The sequence below is a fragment of the Streptomyces orinoci genome, assembly GCF_003121295.1.
Classification (GTDB): Bacteria; Actinomycetota; Actinomycetes; order Streptomycetales; family Streptomycetaceae; genus Streptomyces; species Streptomyces orinoci.
In genome coordinates this window covers 152,232-173,548 of sequence record NZ_PHNC01000035.1, presented here as the reverse complement: position 1 = coordinate 173,548, position 21,317 = coordinate 152,232, and the positions used below count along the sequence as shown (strand labels likewise).

At 71.9% G+C, this 21,317-nt stretch carries 17 protein-coding genes; 14 read left to right on the top strand and 3 right to left on the bottom strand.

Going from position 1 to position 21,317, the window contains the following annotated elements; all coding sequences use genetic code 11:
- The first annotated feature begins 18 nt into the window (after positions 1–18).
- Together CV755_RS32015 and hflX are read left to right on the top strand one after the other, a co-directional pair.
- Positions 19–1,479 carry a M1 family metallopeptidase gene (locus CV755_RS32015; protein ID WP_109284203.1) on the top strand — a complete coding sequence of 487 codons (1,461 nt, stop codon included), beginning with the start codon at positions 19–21 and terminating at the stop codon, positions 1,477–1,479.
- Positions 1,480–1,610: 131 nt separating this feature from the next.
- Positions 1,611–3,113, top strand: coding sequence for a GTPase HflX (hflX, locus tag CV755_RS32010; RefSeq protein ID WP_109284201.1), 1,503 nt, complete (start codon positions 1,611–1,613; stop codon positions 3,111–3,113).
- 156 nt (positions 3,114–3,269) lie between these two features.
- Here hflX and CV755_RS32005 read toward each other — a convergent pair whose 3' ends face one another.
- Complete coding sequence (locus CV755_RS32005) at positions 3,270–4,502, bottom strand: trypsin-like serine peptidase (RefSeq protein ID WP_161968777.1); 1,233 nt, start codon at positions 4,500–4,502, stop codon at positions 3,270–3,272.
- A 208-nt stretch (positions 4,503–4,710) separates the two neighbouring features.
- On the opposite strand from CV755_RS32005, the gene CV755_RS36995 reads away from it, so the two are divergent.
- Genes CV755_RS36995 through CV755_RS31985 form a run of 4 tightly spaced genes read left to right on the top strand, consistent with a single transcriptional unit; the run spans position 4,711 to position 10,724 of the window.
- Positions 4,711–6,270 carry an aminotransferase class III-fold pyridoxal phosphate-dependent enzyme gene (locus CV755_RS36995; RefSeq protein WP_109284199.1) on the top strand — a complete coding sequence of 520 codons (1,560 nt, stop codon included), beginning with the start codon at positions 4,711–4,713 and terminating at the stop codon, positions 6,268–6,270.
- Between the two features lie 37 nt (positions 6,271–6,307).
- Positions 6,308–8,002 carry an IucA/IucC family protein gene (locus CV755_RS31995; RefSeq protein ID WP_109284197.1) on the top strand — a complete coding sequence of 565 codons (1,695 nt, stop codon included), beginning with the start codon at positions 6,308–6,310 and terminating at the stop codon, positions 8,000–8,002.
- The gene (locus tag CV755_RS31990) at positions 7,999–8,691 is read left to right on the top strand and encodes a GNAT family N-acetyltransferase (protein WP_109284194.1); all 693 of its coding nucleotides are present in this window, start codon (positions 7,999–8,001) and stop codon (positions 8,689–8,691) included. The genes CV755_RS31995 and CV755_RS31990 overlap by 4 nt, the downstream gene beginning before the upstream one ends.
- A 50-nt stretch (positions 8,692–8,741) precedes the next feature.
- The gene (locus CV755_RS31985; RefSeq protein ID WP_109284192.1) at positions 8,742–10,724 is read left to right on the top strand and encodes an ATP-dependent DNA helicase; all 1,983 of its coding nucleotides are present in this window, start codon (positions 8,742–8,744) and stop codon (positions 10,722–10,724) included.
- 94 nt (positions 10,725–10,818) lie between these two features.
- Here CV755_RS31985 and lexA read toward each other — a convergent pair whose 3' ends face one another.
- Positions 10,819–11,604 (bottom strand): transcriptional repressor LexA, encoded by a 786-nt coding sequence (lexA, locus tag CV755_RS31980; protein ID WP_109284190.1) that lies wholly within the window; start codon positions 11,602–11,604, stop codon positions 10,819–10,821.
- Positions 11,605–12,121: 517 nt separating this feature from the next.
- On the opposite strand from lexA, the gene nrdR reads away from it, so the two are divergent.
- From nrdR to CV755_RS31940, 8 genes are all read left to right on the top strand, one after another.
- The gene (gene nrdR / locus CV755_RS31975; RefSeq protein WP_109284188.1) at positions 12,122–12,622 is read left to right on the top strand and encodes a transcriptional regulator NrdR; all 501 of its coding nucleotides are present in this window, start codon (positions 12,122–12,124) and stop codon (positions 12,620–12,622) included.
- A gap of 123 nt (positions 12,623–12,745) precedes the next feature.
- Complete coding sequence (locus CV755_RS31970; protein WP_109284186.1) at positions 12,746–15,622, top strand: vitamin B12-dependent ribonucleotide reductase; 2,877 nt, start codon at positions 12,746–12,748, stop codon at positions 15,620–15,622.
- A 130-nt stretch (positions 15,623–15,752) separates the two neighbouring features.
- Entirely contained in the window at positions 15,753–16,583 is an 831-nt protein-coding gene (locus CV755_RS31965; protein WP_109284183.1) for an arylamine N-acetyltransferase family protein, read from the top strand.
- Positions 16,584–16,616: 33 nt separating this feature from the next.
- Positions 16,617–17,222 (top strand): YdbC family protein, encoded by a 606-nt coding sequence (locus CV755_RS31960; protein ID WP_109284181.1) that lies wholly within the window; start codon positions 16,617–16,619, stop codon positions 17,220–17,222.
- Positions 17,223–17,335: 113 nt separating this feature from the next.
- Positions 17,336–17,995 carry a histidine phosphatase family protein gene (locus CV755_RS31955; RefSeq protein ID WP_109284179.1) on the top strand — a complete coding sequence of 220 codons (660 nt, stop codon included), beginning with the start codon at positions 17,336–17,338 and terminating at the stop codon, positions 17,993–17,995.
- 11 nt (positions 17,996–18,006) lie between these two features.
- Positions 18,007–18,900 (top strand): ADP-ribosylglycohydrolase family protein, encoded by an 894-nt coding sequence (locus CV755_RS31950; RefSeq protein WP_109284177.1) that lies wholly within the window; start codon positions 18,007–18,009, stop codon positions 18,898–18,900.
- Between the two features lie 223 nt (positions 18,901–19,123).
- A complete protein-coding gene (locus CV755_RS31945) occupies positions 19,124–19,852 on the top strand; it encodes a ribonuclease HII (RefSeq protein ID WP_109284176.1) in 729 nt (242 codons plus the stop codon).
- Between the two features lie 58 nt (positions 19,853–19,910).
- Entirely contained in the window at positions 19,911–20,477 is a 567-nt protein-coding gene (locus CV755_RS31940; RefSeq protein ID WP_109284174.1) for a hypothetical protein, read from the top strand.
- Between the two features lie 118 nt (positions 20,478–20,595).
- On the opposite strand, the gene CV755_RS31935 is transcribed toward CV755_RS31940, so the two are convergent.
- Positions 20,596–21,168 carry a hypothetical protein gene (locus tag CV755_RS31935; RefSeq protein WP_109284172.1) on the bottom strand — a complete coding sequence of 191 codons (573 nt, stop codon included), beginning with the start codon at positions 21,166–21,168 and terminating at the stop codon, positions 20,596–20,598.
- Between the last annotated feature and the right edge of the window lie 149 nt (positions 21,169–21,317).

The window sequence follows — 21,317 nt, the reverse complement described above, 5'->3', positions numbered from 1 at the left end:
GCTGATAGCGGTAGGCGCATGCCGCACTCAACCCGGGCCCGCTTCCCCCTCCGCCGCCTGTGTGCCGCGCTGACCGCCACCGCGGCCCTGCTCGCCCTGGGCGGTGCCGCCCCGCCGCCCCGTCCGCTGGGCATCGGTGACCGGCTCTTCCCCTATCTGGGCAATCCGGGATACCACATCGCCTCCTATGACATCGCCCTGGACTACCACGGCAACGACCGGCCGCTGGACGCGGTGACCACCATCCGGGCCCGCGCCACCCAGCGGCTGCGCCGGTTCAATCTGGACTTCACCCGGGGCACCGTGCGTTCCGTCGAAGTCAACGGAAAACCCGCCCAGTTCACCCCCGTCCAGGAGGACCTGGTCGTCACCCCGGCCGAAGTGCCGCACAGCGGCGACCGGTTCACCATCACCGTCCACCACACCAGCGACCCGGGCGGCGGGCGGGACGGCGGCTGGATCCGTACCGCCGACGGCCTGGTGATGGCCAACCAGGCGGACGCCGCCCACCGGGTCTTCCCCGGCAGCGACCACCCCTCGGAGAAGGCCTACTTCACCTTCCGTATCACTGCCCCCAAGGACCTCACCGTGGTCGCCAACGGTGTCTCCACGGGCCGTACCACCGAGGGCGACGCCACCACCTGGACGTACCGCACCCGCCACCCCATGGCCACCGAGCTGGCCCAGGTCTCCATCGGGCGTTCCGCGGTCGCCGAGGGCACCGGCCCGCACGGGCTGCCGCTGCGCGATGTGCTGCCCGCGGCCGACCGGGCACAGCTGGAGAAGTGGACCGCGAAAACCCCGGAGCACCTGGCCTGGCTGGAGCGGCGGATCGGCGGCTACCCCTTCGAGAACTACGGCATGCTGATCGCCCAGGCCTCCACCGGCTTCGAGCTGGAGACCCAGACCCTCTCCCTGTTCGAGAAGGACCTGTTCACCCGCACCGCCTTCCCCGCCTGGTATGTGGAGTCGGTGATGGTGCACGAGCTGGCCCACCAGTGGTTCGGCGACAGCGTCACCCCGCGCACCTGGTCCGACCTCTGGCTGAACGAGGCCCATGCCACCTGGTACGAGTCGCTCTACGCGGAGGAGAAGGGCGGCCGCAAGCTCGAGGACCGGATGCGGGTGGCCTACCAGTACTCCGACCTGATGCGCCTGGACGGCGGCCCGCCGGCCGCGATCAAAAAGCCGGTGCCGGGCCGGAAGATCAGCATCTTCCGGCCGGTGGTCTACGACGGCAGCGCACTGGTGCTCTACGCCCTGCGGCAGAAGATCGGCGCCCCCGCCTTCGAGCGCCTGGAGCGGGCCTGGACCGCCGCCCACCGGGACGCCACCGTGAGCACCGCCGACTTCATCACCATGGCCTCCCGGGTCACCGGGCACCACCTGGAGTCCTTTCTGCGCCCCTGGCTGTACTCGCCCACCACCCCGCCCATGCCCGGCCACCCCGACTGGAAGGTCATCCGGAAACCCGCGTGACCCCTCCGCCTCCGCCATGGGACCATCAAGCGGTCGGCAGCGGCGCCGCGGGAATCTCCCGGAGGCGCCGAGCGTTGCCCACAATGGAAAAGCCCAAGGGGCGGCACGGCCCCCCGGATGCGAAGGATCACATGACCTCCACTTCTTCCCTTCCCCAGGACCGGCAGGGCCGGCAGAGCCTTCCGGAGAGCCTTCGGGCCGACGCCCTGATGGAAGAGGACGTCGCCTGGAGCCACGAGATCGACGGGGAGCGTGACGGGGACCAGTACGACCGTGACGAGCGCGCCGCCCTGCGCCGGGTGGCGGGCCTGTCCACCGAGCTGGAGGACGTCACCGAGGTCGAGTACCGCCAGCTGCGCCTGGAGCGCGTGGTGCTGGTCGGCGTCTGGACCTCCGGCACGGTGCAGGACGCCGAGAACTCCCTGGCGGAGCTGGCCGCGCTCGCCGAGACCGCGGGCGCCATGGTGCTGGACGGCGTCATCCAGCGCCGCGACAAGCCGGACCCGGCCACCTATATCGGCTCGGGCAAGGCCCAGGAGCTGCGGGACATCGTCCTGGAGTCCGGCGCCGACACCGTGGTCTGCGACGGTGAGCTCAGCCCCGGCCAGCTGATCCACCTGGAGGATGTCGTCAAGGTCAAGGTGGTGGACCGGACCGCCCTGATCCTGGACATCTTCGCCCAGCACGCCAAGTCCCGGGAGGGCAAGGCCCAGGTCTCCCTGGCCCAGATGCAGTACATGCTGCCCAGGCTGCGCGGCTGGGGCCAGTCGCTGTCCCGCCAGATGGGCGGTGGCGGCTCCGGATCCTCCGGCGGCGGCATGGCCACCCGTGGCCCCGGTGAGACCAAGATCGAGACGGACCGGCGCCGGATCCGCGAGAAGATGGCCAAGCTGCGCCGGGAGATCGCGGAGATGAAGACCGGCCGGGACATCAAGCGCCAGGAGCGGCGCCGCAACAAGGTCCCCTCGGTGGCCATCGCCGGCTACACCAACGCCGGGAAGTCCTCCCTGCTCAACCGGCTCACCGGGGCCGGGGTGCTGGTGGAGAACGCCCTGTTCGCCACCCTGGACCCGACCGTGCGCCGGGCCGAGACGCCCAGCGGGCGGCTCTACACCCTGGCCGACACCGTCGGCTTTGTCCGCCACCTGCCGCACCACCTGGTGGAGGCCTTCCGCTCCACCATGGAGGAGGTCGGTGACTCCGACCTGATCCTGCATGTGGTGGACGGCTCGCACCCGGCGCCGGAGGAGCAGCTGGCGGCGGTCCGCGAGGTGATCCGCGACGTTGGCGCGCTGGACGTACCGGAGATCGTGGTGATCAACAAGGCCGACGCGGCCGATCCGCTGATGCTCCAGCGGCTGCTGCGCATCGAGCGGCGCGCCATCGCGGTCTCCGCCCGTACCGGCCAGGGGATCGACGAGCTGCTGGCGCTGATCGACGCCGAACTGCCGCGCCCCGCCGTGGAAATCGAGGCGCTGCTGCCCTACACCCAGGGTTCGCTGGTGGCCCGCATCCACGCCGACGGTGAGGTGATCTCCGAGGAGCACACCGCGGAGGGCACCCTGGTCAAGGCACGGGTGCACGAGGAACTCGCCGCGGATCTGCGGCGTTTCGCGCCTGCCGCGCGAGCCTGAGCGCACGGTTTGAGCGGACGGCCCCATGGGCGGTCCGGGCGGATGGCCTGAGCGGATGGCCCCCTGGGGCGGTCCGGGCGGACGAAAGGGCCCGTTCCCGGTGAAAGCCGGTGAACGGGCCCTTTTCCTCGGCCGATTGGCCTCGCAGGCCGTTGCTCAGCCCTTGCTGGCGAACTTCTGGCTGATGGCGTCATAGACGCCCTTGGCCTCCGGGCCCAGATGCGGTCCCGCCAGCCAACGGCTGTCGGAGGGGCCGATGGAGGTGTTGGACACCAGCTCCGGCCTGCCGTCCGGCCCCTTGGCGAACCAGCCGCCGCCCGAGGAACCGCCGGTCATGGTGCAGCCGATGCGGTACATGGTCGGCTGGGCGGGGTCCAGCGACAGGCGGCCCGGCCGGTCGATGCAGTCGTACATCTTCTGCCCGTCGAAGGGCGGCGCGGCCGGATAGCCCCAGGCACCCATGGAATTGATGGACTTGACCTGGGGGGCGTTGAAGTCCACGGTCAGCGCGCTGCCCACGGTCTCCTCCAGCGACTTGCCGCTGCCGTTCTCCTGCGCCACATGCAGCACGGAGAAGTCGTAGGGCGCGCCCTGGCCGCCCGTCTCGGCGCCCTGGGTGATCCACTGGGTGGAGGTCTGGGCCCAGTTGGCCCACCACACACCGTGCGGGGCCACATCCTGCACCGGCGCGGTGTTCACCCGCGAGCTGGGCAGGCCCTTGTCGTTGTAGGACGGGACAAAGGCGATATTGCGGTACCAGCCGCCCTTCTTGCCCGCGTGCACACAGTGCCCGGCGGTCCACACCAGGTTGGACTTGCCCGGGTGTGCCGGGTCCTTGACGACCGTACCGGAGCAGACCATATGGCCCTGCGGGGCGTCGAAGAACACCTTGCCCACGGGCGGAACGCTCTGGTGGTAGGGGAGTTTGACGGCCTGGGCCGGCACCGGGCGCGGCACCGGGTCGGTCACCCCCTGGTCGCCCTGGCCGGAGCCGGGAGCTGCGCCCGGTGCGTCGGCGAGCTTCTTGTCGTCGGACTGGGCGTCCTTCATGGTGTCCGGCTTCCAATGCCCCTTGATGATGGGGTTGATGAAGTCGCGGGCCTCACGCAGCCAGCGGTCCCGGTCCCAGTTCTTCCAGTCGCCGTTCTTCCACTTCTCGATGTCCTTGAGGCTGAAACCCTTGGGCAGCTGAAGGACGTTGTCGCTCTGCTGGCTGGAAGCGCTGGCCTTGTCGTTGCCGGCGGCCTTGTCGTCCGACGGCCCGCAGGCGGTGGCCGACAGCGCCAGCGCGGTGGCCACCGCGGCGGCGGCCAGAGTGCGCGAGCCATGGGCACGCAGCGCCCGCCAACCGTCGTATCGGTGGGTGGCGCGCGGGCGTTGGGATGGCATGGAGTGAAATCCCCCGATCTAGGTTGTCATGCACCGCCCCGGCGATGGGGCACGGCCACCCTAACGCCGGTGCCGGGGAGGACGGTGCGGGCCCCGGCCCCGGTTCCCGGTCGAAGGATCTTGCACTCGCCCGTGTTCCGGGGCATCCGGCGTCGTTGGTACGTACGGGGGACGGTCGGCGTTCAGCGCACAAGGAGGGACCGTAGTCGTGGGCTTGACCCAGTCACCGCCGCCGGCGCTGCCCGACGCGGCGTCAGCGGCCCGCGCGGCGCAGTCCGCCGCTCCCGCCTGTCCGCTGCCGATCGTGCCGGTGCGGGCCCGGGGCCTGATCGTGGAGGGCGCCGACGGCCGCCGCTATCTGGACTGCTTCCCCGGCGCCGGGGCGCTGGTGCTCGGCCATAACCACCCGGTGGTGCTGGAGGCCGTCCGCTCCGTGCTCGACGGCCAGGCCCCGCTGTATGTGCCGGGCCTGGCCACCCCCGCGGAGCGCGCCTTCACCGGCGAGCTGCTGCGCACCCTGCCGGGTGGGCTGGCGGAAAGCGCCCGGATCAGGTTCTGCGGCCCGGGCGACGGGGAGGCGGTCACCGCCGCCCTGGAGCTGGTACGGGCCGCGACCGGCCGGGACGGCTGCCTGGTCTCCCCGGCCACCGTCTCCTCCGACGACCGGCTGCGCCGGATGCGGGACACCGCTGCCGCGCATTCCGTCCCCTTTGTGGTGGACGAGAGCCGCACCGGAGTGGGGCGGACGGGGGCGTTCTGGGCGGTGGAGCACAGCCAGGTGGTGCCCGATGTGATGGTGCTCTCGGGAGCCGTCGGCGGCGGGCTGCCGCTGGCGGCGGTGGTGCACCGGGAGGATCTGGGCCCGCCGCCCGCCGAGGGCAGCACCTTCCGGGGCAACCAGCTGGCGCTTGCGGCGGGCGCGGCCACCCTGCGCTATGTCCGGGAGCGGCAACTGGCCGAGCGGGCCCGGGTGCTGGGCGGCCGGATGCTCAGCCGGCTGCGCCGCCTGGCGCTGGAACACCGGTGCGTCGGGGGAGTGCGGGGGCGCGGCCTGATGCTGGAGATCGAGCTGCTCGACCATGCCGAGGCCCTGCGCCAGGAGTGTCTGCGCCGGGGCCTGATGGTCGGGATCGGCACCCGGCCCTTCCCGCTGGTCCACCTGCTGCCCCCGCTCACCATCACGGACGAGCAGGCCGAGGCGGTACTCGCCAGGCTGGCCGACGCGCTGGCCGAGATCTCCCGGCCTGCCCGCCACGGCCCGGCTTTCGGCGAGCGCCGGTCGGTTTCGGGTGAGGACCGGTCGGTCTCGGATGAGGACCGGTCGGTTTCGGGTGAGGCCCGGGCCGCCCCCGGTGAGCCCTCGTCCGTCTCCGGCGGGTCCCGGTCTGTCCCTGGTGAGGCCCGGCTCGTCTCCGGCGAGTCCGAGTCCGCCTCGGGTGGGTCCCGGCCCGTTTTCAGCGAGCCTCAGCCTGTCCCCGGCGAGCGCCAGCCCGTCCCTGCCGAGCCCCAGCCCGTCTCCGGCAAGCGCCGGTCCGTCCCCGGCGAGTCTCAACCTGCGCCTGGCGAGGTCCAGTCCGTCTCCGGCGGGTCCCGGCTCGTCTCCGGCAAGCGCCGGTCCGTCCCCGGTGAGTCTCAACCTGCGCCTGGCGAGGGCCAGCCCGCCCCCGGTGAGCCCCAGCCCTTCCCCGGTGAACCGCTGCCCGCGCCCCGCGAGCCCCACCCCGCCCCCAGCCAGCCCAAGGAGGAAGGCGTGGCATTCCCGGCCTGACCGGGTGTCCGCCGTTGCAGCTCATGAACCGGACCACATGAAGGCGCCCGGCGCCCTGGCGGCCGTCGCCCGGCAGGCCGGGTTCCCCGGGCCGCGCCCGCCGGCCGACCCCCTGGACCACCCCGACCCGGCCCGCGCCGCGGACGCCACCGTGCTGGAGCGGCTGCTGCGCTGCTGGGTGCGGGAGACCAATGTCGCGCGCCCCGGCGGCAGTTGTCTGCGCATCCCGCTCAGCGCCGACGGCCGGGTGCTTCATGTGCCCGTCCCCTACTGGTCCGTTACCGGAAGCCACCGCTTCGGTCCGCCCGGTCTGCTGGACGGACCGGCGGATGCCCCCGCGCTGGACGCCGTCACCCTGGCCGCCCTGCTCGGCCGGGAGGCGGTGCACTCCGGCCGCGCCCCGGCCGGTCACGGCGCCGAACTCACCCTGCGCATTGCGGAATTGGTCCGCCGCACCACGGCCTTCCTGCGGCAGCGGCGGCTGGATCCCGGACCGGAGGACGGGGAGTACTTCCTGCACGGCGAACAGGCGCTGCCGGGCGCGGCGTTGGGGGAGACCGAAGGTCATCCCCCGGAGTCGGCCGAGCCCTTCCGGCTGCACTGGCTGGGCGTCCACCGCTCCCTGCTGGCCGCCGACTCCGCCTGGACCGAACGCGGCCGGATCGTCGGCGCGGCCGTACTGACCGCCCGGCTGGCCCCGCCCGCCCTCGGGCTCCCGGCGGACAGCGTGCCGCTGCCCGTACATCCCGCGCGCCTGGCGGCGCTGCACCGCGAGCCGGCCGTCGTCCGGCTGCTGGAGGCCGGACTGCTCCATGACCTGGGCGCCCATGGCCAGCCCTGGTACGCCACCACAGCCCCGCGCACCGTCTACCGCAGCGGAGCGCCCGCCCTGCTCCGGCTCAACGAGAGCGACCGCCAACTTCTGGCATCCGGCGTGGAGTTGCACCGGATGCTGCGCGGCGGGATCGCCCAACGCTGGCACGCCGCCTGTGGTCCGGGCTTCGATGTGATCCGCGACCCGGCCTGGCTGGGCGTCAACGCCCCGGACGGCGTCCCGGTGCCCGGCCTGGGGCTGGGCATCCGGCACCACCCCTTCGCCCCGGACGCCGACGCCGTCTGTCTGGCCGGGCTGCTGGCACCCCGCCCCTGGCCAGGGCGCACCACGCCCGCCGGGCACCCGGCGCTCTGCTCCCGGCTGGCCGCCATCGTCGCCCGCCTGGTGCGGCGCACCGGCCGGCCCGCCGGGGCGGTGTCCGCCGAGTGGTTTCTGCGCTATCTGGAGGCGGTGGTACGGCCGTTGCTCTGGCTGGACGGTGCCGCCGGGATCGTCCTGGGCGCCGACCGGCAGCACACCCTGGTGCTGCTGGACGCCGAGGGCTGGCCGGCCGGCGGACGCCACCGGGGCAGCCTGCACCACCGGCTGCGCGAGCGGCTGCACCCGCCGGGCCCGGCCACCGTCGCCGACGACCGGGCGGACGAGGAGTTCGCCTGCGCCCTGGGCATCGACAACCTGCTCGGACTCATCGGCGCCCTGGGCGCCCAGCGCCTGGCCGATGAGCGCATTCTGCTGGCCGCCCTGCGCCGCTTTCTGCGGGAGGCCGCCGGGGCGCCCGCCGGGACGCGCTCCAGCCTGCCCGGCATGCTGCTGGACTCACCCACCCTGCGCTGCCGCGCCGGGCTGCTCACCGGACCGGTCACCATCACCAACCCCCTTGCCACGGCCCCGGGATGAGCGCCGACTCCGAGGACACCCTCGATCTGCGGCTCACCGGGGAGGCCCGTCGGTTCATCGCCGGTGACCCGCCCGCCCCGCGCACCACCGACCTGCTGGACGGCCTGCCCGGCTGGGGGCCGGTGGCCACCGCCGCCGGGCCCTTCCATCTGGTGCCGGTGCAGGAGGAACGCGACCTGGCGCTGCTCGCCCGCTGGATGAACGATCCGGCGGTGGCCGCTGTCTGGGGACTGGGCGGGCCGCGCACCGTCACCGCCGCGCACCTCGCCGAGCTGCGGCGCACCGACGGCCGCAGCGTGCCCTGCCTGGGCGTGCTGGGCGGGGTGGTGATGAGCTACTGGGAGATCTACCGCGCCGATCTGGACCTCATCGCCCGGCACTACCGCGCCCTTCCCCATGACACCGGGGTCCGGCTGCTGATCGGCCGGACCGCCGACCGGGGCCATGGCCTGGGCACCCTGCTGCTGCGTACCGTCGCCGATCTGGTGCTGGACCGCCGGCCGCACTGCGGGCGTGTCATCGCCGACCCCGATCTGCGCAATATCCCCGCCATCGCGGCCCATCTGGGCGCCGGATTCCGGCTGGCCGCCGAACTGGCACCGTCCGGCACGCAACTCGCACCGTCCGGTCGGCAGCTCGCACTGCTGATGCGGGAACGCGCGCTGCGCGGTGTGCTGCAAGGCCGGTGAGACGGAAGTCGGCCCACGATGTCGGTGCCGCCCCGTAGGCTGGACGGGCTATGACTGCCACCTCCTCCAAGCCCTCGCTCACCGACCTGCTGCGGGCCGCCGTCGCCGCCGTCGGAGGCTCCGAGCGCCCAGGCCAGGCCGCCATGGCCGAGGCCGTCGCCGAAGTGATCGACAACAATGCGCATCTGCTGGTGCAGGCCGGCACCGGCACCGGTAAGTCGCTGGGCTATCTGGTGCCCGCCCTGGCGCATGGCGAGCGCGTGGTGGTGGCCACCGCCACCCTGGCGCTCCAGCGCCAGCTGGTGGAGCGCGATCTGCCGCGCACCGTGGAGGCGTTGCATCCGCTGCTGCGCCGCCGCCCGGAGTTCGCCATGCTCAAGGGCCGCTCCAACTACCTCTGTCTGCACCGGCTGCACGAGGGCGTGCCGCAGGACGAGGAGGAGGGCCTCTTCGACGCCTTCGAGGCAGCCGCCCCCAGCAGCAAGCTCGGCCAGGACCTGCTGCGCCTGCGGGACTGGGCGGACGAGACCGGGACCGGTGACCGGGACGATCTCACCCCCGGCGTTTCCGACCGGGCCTGGTCCCAGGTCTCGGTCACCTCCCGGGAGTGCCTGTCGGCCTCCAAGTGCGCCTATGGGGCGGAGTGTTTCGCGGAGGCGGCCCGGGAGCGGGCCAAGCTCGCCGATGTGGTGGTGACCAACCACGCCCTGCTGGCCATCGATGCCATCGAGGGCGCCCCGGTGCTGCCCGGCCATGAGGTGCTGATCGTGGACGAGGCCCATGAGCTGGTCTCCCGGGTCACCGGTGTGGCCACTGGGGAGCTCACCCCCGGCCAGGTCAACCGGGCGGTGCGCCGGGCGGCCAAGCTGGTGGACGAGAAGGCGGCCGACGCCCTGCAGACCGCCGCCGAGGGCTTTGAGCGGGTGATGGAGCTGGCCCTGCCCGGCCGTCTGGAGGAGCTCCCGGAGGATCTCGCCCAGGTGCTGATGATGCTGCGGGACGCCGCCCGCACGGTGATCTCCGCCATTGGCAACACCCGGGACAAGACCGTCCAGGACGAGGACGCGGTCCGCAAGCAGGCCCTGGCCTCGGTGGAGAATGTGCACGCGGTGGCCGAGCGGATCGTCGAGGGCTCGGAGTACGACGTGGTCTGGTACGAGCGCCATGACCGCTTCGGTGCCTCGCTGCGGGTGGCGCCGCTGTCGGTGTCCGGGCTGCTGCGGGAGAAGCTGTTCGCCGAGCGCTCGGTGGTCCTCACCTCAGCCACCCTCAAGCTGGGCGGGGACTTCAACGGGGTGGCCGCCTCCCTGGGCCTGGCTCCCGAGGGCGTGACCGGTGAGGATGTGCCCGAGTGGCAGGGCGTGGATGTGGGCTCGCCCTTCGACTACCGCAAGCAGGGCATCCTCTATGTGGCCCGGCACCTCTCCCAGCCCGGGCGGGAGGGCAGCCGCTCGGACATGCTGGATGAGCTGGCCGAGCTGATCGAGGCGGCCGGCGGCCGTACCCTCGGCCTGTTCTCCTCGATGCGGGCGGCCCAGGCCGCCGCCGAGGAGCTGCGCGGGCGGCTGGAGCTGCCCATCCTGCTCCAGGGCGAGGAGACCCTGGGCGAGCTGATCAAGACCTTTGCCGCCGACCCCAGGACCTGCCTGTTCGGCACCCTCTCGCTGTGGCAGGGGGTGGATGTGCCCGGCCCCAGCTGCCAGCTGGTGGTGATGGACCGGGTGCCCTTCCCGCGGCCGGACGACCCGCTGATGAGTGCCCGGCAGCGGGCCGTGGAGCAAGGGGGCGGCAATGGCTTTATGGCCGTGGCCGCCACCCATGCCGCCCTGCTGATGGCCCAGGGGGCGGGCCGGCTGGTACGGGCCACCGGTGACCGCGGAGTGGTCGCGGTGCTCGACCCCCGGCTGGCCACCGCCCGCTACGGCTCCTTCCTGCGGGCCTCCATGCCGGACTTCTGGTACACCACGGACCGCAACCAGGTGCGCCGGTCGCTGGCCGCCATTGACGCCGCCGCCAGGGAGCAGGGGAAGTAGCCGGTCCGGTCCCGGCGCGGAGGAAGCGGCCGGGCGCGGACACGGCGGGGCCCCGGAACCGGCGCAGTGGCTCCGGGGCCCGGTCTCGGTGCTCTCACACCCGCCGCAGGACCGCCACGACCTTGCCCAGAATGGTGGCTTCGTCGCCCGGAATCGGCTGGTAGGCGGCGTTGTGCGGCAACAGCCACACATGGCCGTCCTCGCGCCGGAAGCGCTTGACCGTCGCCTCGCCGTCGAGCATGGCCGCCACGATATCGCCGTTCTCCGCGACCGGCTGGCGGCGCACCGTCACCCAGTCCCCGTCACAGATGGCGGCCTCGATCATGGAGTCGCCGACCACCTTGAGGACGAAGAGCTCACCGTCGCCGACCAGTTGGCGGGGGAGCGGGAAGACATCCTCCACCGACTCCTCGGCCAGGATGGGGCCACCGGCCGCGATCCGGCCGACCAGGGGGACGTAGGAGGCGGCGGGCTTGCCGGTGGTGTCGGTCGGCTGGGTGCTGGGCTGGTCCGAGCCGCGGACCTCATAGGCACGGGGCCGGTGCGGATCCCGGCGCAGGAAGCCCTTGCGCTCCAGGGCCATCAGCTGGTGGGCCACCGAGGAGGTGCTGGAGAGCCCCACCGCCTGCCCGATCTCGCGCATGGACGGTGGGTAGCCGCGGCGCTGGACGGAATCCCGGATCACCTCGATCACACGGCGCTGCCGGTCGGTGAGGCCCGAGCTGTCGGCCCGGATTCCCGGAGGGCGGCCCGGCAGCGAGCGGGCCGGCTTGGGCCCCTCGGCGTTCATGGTGCTGTCGCTCATCGGGTGTGTCTGGTCGAGTCGGTTCTGGGAGCGGTCCTGGGCGGTGATGGTGGCGCTGTTTGCGGTGGTGGTCACGTCGGCCCCTCTCGAAATTGTCTCCCTAGCTGGACAACGGTAGTTGCTTTCGAAAGGTTGCGCCAAACACACGTTCGAGTGAAATATCGCTGATTCGCTGACTCGATCAGCTGGGAGGGTGTAACAGGCGGAGATCACTCCGCCTCCGGGTGGCGGCGGGGCCGTCCGCCGGGCCGCCTCCGGCGTCGTCCTGGGGGCCGTCATCGGGCCCTTCCGGCGGGCCCCAGTGTGTCATCCGCGCACCCTCCGCCGGGCCCGGCGGGGCCCTCGCGTAGGCTCTTCTCCTGCCGCCGCCGGGCGACACGCTCAGGGCGCGCCTGGCCGCCGGGTACCAGATCTAGTGCTTTGATGGCGGCTGTCGCCCACAGGTTGTGGTTTCAGCCGGTCCCCGGTCATCTCCGGTGACGGCCATCGCCTATGCTTGGGGCTGCTTCGCCGGGCCGTGAACGGCCTTGACGGAGCCGCGAGTCGTACCTGGCCGCCGAGGCAACCCGAGGGTGAAGGAGGGTGGAGAGCCATGCACTGCCCCTTCTGCAGGCACCCCGACAGTCGTGTGGTCGATAGCCGGACCACCGATGACGGCTGCTCGATCCGCAGACGCCGGCAGTGCCCCGACTGCTCCCGTCGGTTTACGACGGTGGAGACCGCGTCACTGATGGTGATCAAGCGGAGCGGCGTCACCGAGCCCTTCAGCCGCAACAAGGTCATCTCCGGAGTGCGCAAGGCCTGTCAGGGCCGCCCGGTCACCGAGGACGCCCTGGCCCAGCTCGGCCAGCGGGTGGAGGAGGCGGTGCGGGCCACCGGCAGCGCCGAGCTGACCACCCATGACGTGGGCCTGGCCATACTCGGCCCGCTCAAGGATCTCGACCTGGTGGCCTACCTGCGGTTCGCCTCCGTGTACCAGGCGTTCGACTCGCTCGAGGACTTCGAGGCCGCCGTCGCGGAACTGCGGCGGGAGGCTTCCGGCGGCACCGGCCGGGAACCCGAGGTTCCGGCCCCCGCCGCGGCCGCCGACTGAGCGCGGCAAGCGGCGGCAACTCGGACCAGCCCGGCGCGCACGGCGCGCCAGGGCGGAAGACACACATCGCGTCACGGAAGAAATGGGCGCACAAGGGCGTTTTGCCCGGTAGAGGGAGGCGGCATGACAGAGACGGCGAGCGGCCCGGCACGTGGTTCCCGCTCCAAGGGAAGCAAGGGCGGCAAGGGTCTGCGGATCGAACGCATCCACACCACCCCGGGCGTGCACCCGTACGAGGAGGTGGCCTGGGAGCGCCGTGACGTCGTCATGACCAACTGGCGCGACGGCTCGGTCAACTTCGAGCAGCGCGGCGTGGAGTTCCCCGGCTTCTGGTCGGTGAACGCGGTCAACATCGTCACCAGCAAGTACTTCCGTGGCGCCGTGGGCTCGCCGGAGCGCGAGTCCAGCCTCAAGCAGCTGATCGACCGGGTGGTGCGCACCTACCGCAAGGCCGGTGAGGAGCACGGGTACTTCGCCTCCCCGGCGGACGCGGAGATCTTCGAGCACGAGCTGACCTACGCCCTGCTGCACCAGATCTTCAGCTTCAACTCCCCGGTGTGGTTCAACGTCGGCACCGCCCAGCCCCAGCAGGTCTCCGCCTGCTTCATCCTCTCCGTCGACGACTCCATGGAGTCCATCCTCGACTGGTACAAGGAAGAGGGGATGATCTTCAAGGGCGGCTCCGGCGCCGGCCTCAACCTCTCCCGGATCCGCTCCTCCAAGGAGCTGCTGTCCTCCGGCGGCAACGCCTCCGGTCCGGTCTCCTTTATGCGCGGCGCCGATGCCTCGGCGGGAACGATCAAGTCCGGCGGCGCCACCCGCCGCGCGGCCAAGATGGTCGTCCTGGATGTGGACCACCCCGATGTCGAGGCCTTCATCGAGACCAAGGTGAAGGAAGAGGAAAAGGTGCGCGCCCTGCGCGACGCCGGCTTCGACATGGACCTGGGCGGCGAGGACATCACCTCGGTCCAGTACCAGAACGCCAACAACTCGGTCCGCGTCAACGACGAATTCATGAAGGCCGTCGAGAGCGGCTCCAAGTTCGGCCTGCGCGCCCGGCTGACCGGCGAGGTCATCGAGGAGATCGACGCCAAGTCGCTGTTCCGCAAGATGGCCGAGGCGGCCTGGGCCTGCGCCGACCCCGGCATCCAGTACGACGACACCATCAACCACTGGCACACCTCGCCGGAGTCGGGCCGGATCACCGCCTCCAACCCGTGCAGCGAGTACATGCACCTGGACAACTCCTCGTGCAACCTGGCCTCGCTCAACCTGATGAAGTTCCTGCGCGACGATGACGCGGGCCACCAGTCCTTCGACGCCGAGCGCTTCGCCAAGGTCGTCGAGCTGGTCATCACCGCGATGGACATCTCCATCTGCTTCGCCGACTTCCCCACCCAGAAGATCGGTGAGACCACCCGCGCCTTCCGCCAGCTGGGCATCGGCTACGCCAACCTCGGCGCCCTGCTGATGGCCACCGGCCACGCCTATGACAGCGACGGCGGCCGGGCCCTGGCCGGTGCCATCACCTCGCTGATGACCGGCACCTCCTACCGCCGCTCCGCCGAACTGGCCGCGGTCGTCGGTCCGTACGAGGGCTACGCCCGCAACGCGGACGCCCATAAGCGTGTGATGAAGCAGCACGCCGACGCCAACACCGCCGCCAGGCGGATGGACGACCTGGACACCCCGGTATGGGCCGCGGCCACCGAGGCCTGGCAGGACGTACTGCGCCTCGGCGAGCAGAACGGCTTCCGCAACGCCCAGGCCTCCGTCCTGGCGCCCACCGGCACCATCGGCCTGATGATGGACTGCGACACCACGGGTGTCGAGCCGGACCTGGCGCTGGTGAAGTTCAAGAAGCTGGTCGGCGGCGGCTCGATGCAGATCGTCAACAACACGGTGCCCAAGGCGCTCAAGCGCCTCGGTTACCAGGCCGAGCAGGTGGAGGCGATCGTCGCGCACATCGCCGAGCACGGCAATGTGATCGACGCCCCGGGCCTCAAGCCCGAGCACTACGAGGTCTTCGACTGCGCCATGGGCGAGCGGGCGATCTCCGCCATGGGCCATGTGCGGATGATGGCCGCCGCCCAGCCGTTCCTCTCCGGCGCCATCTCCAAGACCGTCAACCTGCCCGAGTCGGCCACCGTCGAGGAGGTCGAGGAGGTCTACTTCGAGGGCTGGAAGCTGGGCCTGAAGGCGCTGGCGATCTACCGCGACAACTGCAAGGTCGGCCAGCCGCTCTCCGCCAAGAAGAAGGAGGAGGAGAAGAAGGCCGCCGAGACCACGGCCCCCGCCGCCGCGGAGAAGGTCGTCGAGTACCGCCCGGTCCGCAAGCGGCTGCCCAAGGGCCGTCCCGGCATCACCACCTCCTTCACGGTCGGCGGCGCCGAGGGCTATATGACCGCCAACTCCTACCCGGACGACGGTCTGGGCGAGGTCTTCCTGAAGATGTCCAAGCAGGGTTCCACCCTGGCGGGCATGATGGACGCCTTCTCCATCGCCGTCTCGGTGGGCCTGCAGTACGGGGTGCCGCTGGAGACCTATGTCTCCAAGTTCACCAATATGCGCTTCGAGCCGGCCGGTATGACCGACGACCCGGATGTGCGGATGGCCCAGTCCATCGTGGACTACATCTTCCGCCGCCTGGCGCTGGACTTCCTGCCCTTCGAGACCCGCTCCGCGCTGGGCATCCACTCCGCCGAGGAGCGCCAGCGCCACCTGGAGACCGGCTCCTATGAGCCGGCCGACGAGGAGGTGGACGTCGAGGGTCTGGCCCAGTCCGCCCCGCGGCTGGAGAGCCCCAAGCCGGAGCTCCCCGCCCAGCCGGCCAACGCCGGTCAGGCCCCCAAGGAGGCCCACAACTCCACCGAACTGATGGAGATGCGGCTGGGGCTGAACGCGGACGCGCCGCTGTGCTTCTCCTGCGGCACCAAGATGCGCCGCGCGGGCAGCTGCTATCTGTGCGAGGGCTGCGGCTCGACCAGCGGTTGCAGCTGACCGAGCGCCCGGAGTAACACGGTGAGGCGGAAGGAGAACCCGGAGGGTTTCCTTCCGCCTCACCGCTTCTCCGGCCGTACGGTGCCCGCACGCCGGCAATCGTTCACCCGTCTTTGGAAGGGCGGCCTGGATGAGTGAATTCCCCTTCAGCGGCGACAAGTTGGACCTGGACGCCTATCTCGGGCGCATCGGTCTGGGCCGGGCCGGCGGACCGGACCCGGGGACACTGCGGATGATCCACCGTGCTCATCTGGCGGCGTTCCCGTTCGAGAACCTGGAAATCCTGCTGGGCCGGCCGGTGTTGCTGGACATCAAGGCCCTCCAGGAGAAGCTGGTGGACCGGCGGCGCGGCGGCTACTGCTTTGAGCACAATCTCCTGCTGGCGGCGGTGCTGGAGCGCCTCGGCTTTGCCGTCTGGGGTCTGGCTGCCCGGGTGAGCAGGGACGACGGCGGGGTGGCGCCGGTGACGCATATGGCGCTGGGGGTCCATGCGGGCGGACAGGACTGGCTGTGCGATGTGGGCTTCGGCGGGGACGGCCTGCTGGACCCCCTTCCCCTCCGGCCGGCCGGCCCGGTCCCTCAGGACGGCCGGAGCTTTGCGGTCGAAACGCGGCGCCATGGAGTGCGGGTGCTGCGTACCCTGCGCCCCGAAGGCTGGTCGGACCTCTATGCCATTGGTCCGGAACGTCGCCTTCCGGTCGACTATGCGGTGATGAACCACTACACCTCCACCCATGCCGGCTCGCCCTTCGTCTCCCGCTTGCTGGTGCAGCGCACCGAGGAGGGCGTACGCCGGTCGCTGGTGGGCCGGGCCCTGAAGGTGACGCGCTCCGACGGCAGCCGTGAGCAACGGGACGTCGGCGGCGGTGAGTTGCGCGAGGTGCTGCGGTCGCAGTTCCTGATCGAGCTGGACGACGCCGATGCCGAGACGCTCGTACGGGTGTGCTCCGTCGTTACGTGATGCGCGCCACCTTCCCCGCCGTACCATGGCCCGGTGCTGGTCAAGTGGATTCGCTGCACCGTGGTGGACCGCCGCGGTTTCGAACGGGGGCAGCGGAAATGGGCGGGGTTGCTGGGTGAGCCGGGGTTCCGGGGGCAGGGGGGCGGCTGGAGCCGGGGGCGTCCCGGAGTGGCCCATCTGTTCAACTTCTGGGAGAGCCGGGCCTTTTACGACTCCTTCATGGCGCGGTCGCACGACAGACTGGCCGCCGCCCAGGCCGGCACCTACAAGGATGTCCAGGTGCGGCTGTTCGAGCACCGCCTCGATGTGAAGGTGGGCTTCCGGCCCCAGTTCACCGACGCCGACCTGGTGCGGTTCGCACACTGCAAGGTCCGCGCGGACCGGGTGGAGCACTTCACCCTGATGCAGGAGAAGGTGTGGAACCCGGCCATGGCGGGCTCGCCGGGCATGCTGCGCGGGGTCTTCGGTGAGGCGCCCGGCCCGGAGTTCCTGGTGCTGTCCATGTGGAACTCCGAGGCCGAGCACGGCAAGTACCGCGCGGACCGGGTGGAGCGGCTGGCGCTGCGCGCGCAGACCGAGGCGGATGTCGCGGCGATCAGCGGCGATGTGGTGCGGATAGAACCCTCCTGGACGGTCTGAGCGGCGGCCGGGCCCGCCGGTACGGGTCAGGCCGGGGCCGGGTCCCGGCCCGGGGGCCGGTGCGGTGCGGACATCACTTCGCCTCCGGGTGATGTTCGAATTAGGGTGGCGGCATGGCACGGCCCCGGCGCATCGTCCTCCTGCGGCACGGAGAGTCGGTGGGCAACATCGACGACTCGGTCTACGAGCGGGAGCCCGACCATGCCCTGAGCCTGACCGCCAAGGGACGCCGGCAGGCCGAGGAGGCCGGGGCCAGGCTGCGCGAGCTCTTCGGGGACGAGCAGATCTCCGCCTATGTCTCCCCCTACCGCCGCACCCACCAGACCTTCCAGGCCCTGGGGCTCGACCCCCGCCGGGTCAGGGTGCGCGAGGAGCCCCGGCTGCGCGAGCAGGACTGGGGCAACTGGCAGGACCCCGAGGACGTCCGCCGGCAGAAGGCCTACCGGGACGCCTACGGCCACTTCTTCTACCGCTTCGCCCAGGGTGAGTCGGGGGCCGATGTCTATGACCGGGTGGGCGCCTTCCTGGAGAGCCTGTGGCGCAGCTTCGAGGACCCGGCGCATCCGCCGAACGTCCTGCTGGTCACCCATGGACTGACCATGCGGCTGTTCTGTATGCGCTGGCTGCACTGGACGGTGGCCGAGTTCGAGAGCCTGTCCAACCCCGGCAATGGCGAGATGCGCGCCCTGCTGCTGGGACTGGACGGCCGCTATCACCTGGACCGCCCCTTTGAGCGCTGGTGCACCCCGGAGTCCTATGGCTACAGCGGTTAGAGTTCGCTGCGATGACCGCTGACCGATTCCACCGGGCCCTGGCCTCCCTGCGCGGGCTGGCCGTAGGTGACGCCCTCGGCTCCCAGTTCTTCGTACCCGCCAACTACCCGCTGCTCAAGCGCCGTCAGACGCCCCAGGCCCCCTGGCGGTGGACCGACGACACCGAGATGGCCTGCTCGGTGCTGGCCGTCCTCGCCGGGCACGGACGCGTGGATCAGGACGCCCTGGCCCGGTCCTTCGCCGAGCACCATGACTTCGACCGGGGGTACGGACCGGCGGTCAACCGGATGCTCCGGCTGATCCGGGAGGGCGGTGACTGGCGGGAGCTGGCGGCCGCCCTGTTCAAGGGGCAGGGCTCCTGGGGCAATGGCGCGGCCATGCGCATCGCCCCGCTGGGCGCCTGGTACGCGGACGACCCCGAGCAGGCCACCCACCAGGCGGAGATCTCCGCCTACACCACCCACCAGCACCGTGAGGCGGTGGCCGGCGCCATGGCCGTGGCCGCCGCGGCGGCTCTCGCCGCTGCTGCGGACGGCCCGCCCAAGCCCGAGGCGCTGCTGGACGGGGTGATCGGCCTGGTGCCGCGCAGCGCCGTGCAGGCCGCCCTGCGCCGGGCCCGCGACATGCTGGACTACGCGGACACCACCACCGTGGCGGCTGTCCTGGGCTGCGGCCGGCGCACCAGTGCCATGGACACCGTGCCCTTCGCCCTGTGGGCCGCCGCCCGGCATCTGGACTCCTTCCAGGCGGCGTTCTGGACCACCGCGCAGGCCGGCGGGGATGTGGACACCACCTGCGCCATCGTCGGCGGGGTGGTCGCGGCCACCGGGCGGGGCGCGCCGCCGGGCGACTGGCTCGCCGCCACCGAAGCGCTTCCCGGCTGGCTTCCGAGCGCCCCCCGCTGACCCGGGGCGCCCGGAAACGATGGCTCCGGGAGACCCCGGGGGCGGCCACCGGCCCGGTGTGCCGGATCGTCCTGGGGATGCCTCCCGGACGGCCTCCGGGATGCGTCCCGGACCGATCCCTGACCGATCCCGGACCGCTCCGGGATGCCCTCCGGACGGCCTTCGGGCGAAGGGGCCCCCGGAGCCACGCCGGATGCCGCGGGGGCGTAACCTTGCTGGCGCCATGGCCTACCAACCGCCCACCCACAGCGCCGAGCGCTCGCTTCGAGCGACTACCGGAGCCAAGATCGTCGCCGGTGTCGACGAGGTGGGCCGCGGTGCCTGGGCGGGACCGGTCACCGTGTGCGCGGCCGTCACCGGACTGCGCCGGCCGCCGGAGGGTCTCACCGACTCCAAGCTGCTGACTCCCAAGCGGCGCACCGCGCTCGCCGTCGAGCTGGAGTCCTGGGTGACCTGCTACGCCCTGGGGCACTCGCTGCCGGAGGAGATCGACGAGCTAGGGATGACGGCGGCGCTCCGGCTGGCCGCGTGCCGTGCTCTGGAGGGGCTTCCGGTGCGGCCGGACGCCGTCATCCTGGACGGCAAGCACGACTACCTGGGCGCCCCCTGGCGGGTCCGTACGGTGATCAAGGGGGACCAGTCCTCCGTGGCGGTCGCGGCCGCCTCGGTGATCGCCAAGGTGCGCCGGGACGCCATGATGGCCGAACTGGGCCTGGACCACGCGGACTTCGGCTTCTGCGACAACGCCGGATATCCCTCGCCGGTGCACCGCGAGGCCCTGGACCGGCTGGGTCCGACCCCGCATCACCGGCTGTCCTGGGCCTATCTGGACGCGCTGCCCAAGTGGCAGCATTTGAAGCGGGTTCGAATCACTCCCGCTAGTGGTGAGGACCCGGATATCCGTGGCAGGAACGCCCTGGAAGCGAGTGGTCAGCTCGGCTTCGAGTTCTGATCCCGCGATGGGCCACCCGCCGATGCGAATCGCACCGGCGTTTGATAGACATCAACTCATGCCTCTCATCCCCGAGGAGCCTCAGATTCACGAGAGTGTCCCGGGTCCCCGCGTTGTTCCGGCCGCCGGCCGCACCGCGCCGACCCCCCGCCCCGTTCCCGGTCCCGGCCCCCGTCCGGCACCGATGCGGCCCGGCAACCCCGGACCGCGCCGTGCCCCGGCCCAGGCCGCCCCGGCCACTCCGCAGATCCAGCTGATACCCGCCTCCGCGGAGGGTGCGCTGGACGCCGCGGACGAAGCCGTAGACCTGTTGCTCGACACCGGCCGAGCGCCGGGCGAGATCCTGGTGCTCACCACCGGCGCCCCCCACCCATGGGCGGCGCATGAACTCTCCTTCGGCGAGGCGTCCTACTGGGCGCAGCACGAGGCCGCCGATGACGTCTTCTACGCGGCCGCGGACGCCGGACGGGTCACCCGCCGCCCGGTCGTGGTGGTCGCCGTCAACGGCGGCGACGACGCCTCGGTGACCAAGGCCCTGCCCGCCGCCCTGGGCCTGGCCGGCGCGCTGCTGATCGTCTGTGGCGATCCGCAGCGGGTCAACGGCCTTCTGTCGGCGGGCGTCTGACGCCCTGCCCCGGCCGCGGTCCGCTCCGTCCGGAGCAGGCCCGCCGGGACCCGGGGCGGAACCCCGGGCGGTGCGCCGTATGCCGGCGGCCGGGCCCGGGCGGCGTTGACCGCGCCGCTCACCGGGCCGCCGGGAGGGCGTCGGACAGTGCCGTGCCGGGGCACAGCGGCATGCTCACCGGCGAGGCCGAGCGCGGCTGCCGCCCGCTGCGGCCCTCGCCGAGGACATGCCAGCCCGTCTCGGTCAGGGTGATGTACGCGCCGCAGCGCAGCCCGTGCAGGATGCAGGCGTCGCGCAGCCCCCACATCCAGGCGCCGTCCTCCGGGGTCCAATGGGCCTCGCCCTGGCGGCAGTAGAGCAGCACCGCGGTCCGCACCGGGGTGCGTCTGCGCAGATCGTGAGGGATCACCCGGCGCAGTTGGCCGAGCAGCGCGTTGCGGCGCTGCCAGCCGTCGGCGCCGGCGTCGCGGTACCCGAAGGAGGCGCTGGCCACCAGCCGTTCCTCCGGGTCGAGCACGGCGACCACGGCGGTCAAGGGCGTGGGCAGATGGCGGGCGTGCAGTCCGGTCACCACCTCCCGGGGGTTGCGCAGCAGCGGGATCCCGGCCCTGGCCCACTCCGCCGGTTCCAGCAACCGGCCGGTGGGAGCGGCGGATTGGGCGGACGGGGGCGGAGCCAAGCCGAAGGCCATGATTGTCCCTTCGTCTGCGTGCCCACGGTCCGGGGCCGGCGTCAGTGAGGGCATACCGGGACCACGCCCCAGGAGGGCCAACGGGCGGGAACGGGGAGCCGGTTCAATTCTCGCGGCGCCGACTACGCTGCGGCAACGATCAATTGACG

Coding starts and splice junctions, on each gene's coding strand:
- hflX (WP_109284201.1), top strand. CDS start 1,611: ATGACCTCCACTTCTTCCCTTCCCCAGGACCGGCAGGGCCGGCAGAGC.
- CV755_RS32015 (WP_109284203.1), top strand. CDS start 19: ATGCCGCACTCAACCCGGGCCCGCTTCCCCCTCCGCCGCCTGTGTGCC.
- CV755_RS31945 (WP_109284176.1), top strand. CDS start 19,124: ATGGCCTACCAACCGCCCACCCACAGCGCCGAGCGCTCGCTTCGAGCG.
- CV755_RS31940 (WP_109284174.1), top strand. CDS start 19,911: ATGCCTCTCATCCCCGAGGAGCCTCAGATTCACGAGAGTGTCCCGGGT.
- CV755_RS31985 (WP_109284192.1), top strand. CDS start 8,742: ATGACTGCCACCTCCTCCAAGCCCTCGCTCACCGACCTGCTGCGGGCC.
- CV755_RS31965 (WP_109284183.1), top strand. CDS start 15,753: ATGAGTGAATTCCCCTTCAGCGGCGACAAGTTGGACCTGGACGCCTAT.
- CV755_RS31950 (WP_109284177.1), top strand. CDS start 18,007: ATGACCGCTGACCGATTCCACCGGGCCCTGGCCTCCCTGCGCGGGCTG.
- CV755_RS31970 (WP_109284186.1), top strand. CDS start 12,746: ATGACAGAGACGGCGAGCGGCCCGGCACGTGGTTCCCGCTCCAAGGGA.
- CV755_RS31935 (WP_109284172.1), bottom strand. CDS start 21,168: ATGGCCTTCGGCTTGGCTCCGCCCCCGTCCGCCCAATCCGCCGCTCCC.
- nrdR (WP_109284188.1), top strand. CDS start 12,122: ATGCACTGCCCCTTCTGCAGGCACCCCGACAGTCGTGTGGTCGATAGC.
- CV755_RS31995 (WP_109284197.1), top strand. CDS start 6,308: ATGAAGGCGCCCGGCGCCCTGGCGGCCGTCGCCCGGCAGGCCGGGTTC.
- CV755_RS31990 (WP_109284194.1), top strand. CDS start 7,999: ATGAGCGCCGACTCCGAGGACACCCTCGATCTGCGGCTCACCGGGGAG.
- CV755_RS32005 (WP_161968777.1), bottom strand. CDS start 4,502: ATGCCATCCCAACGCCCGCGCGCCACCCACCGATACGACGGTTGGCGG.
- CV755_RS31955 (WP_109284179.1), top strand. CDS start 17,336: ATGGCACGGCCCCGGCGCATCGTCCTCCTGCGGCACGGAGAGTCGGTG.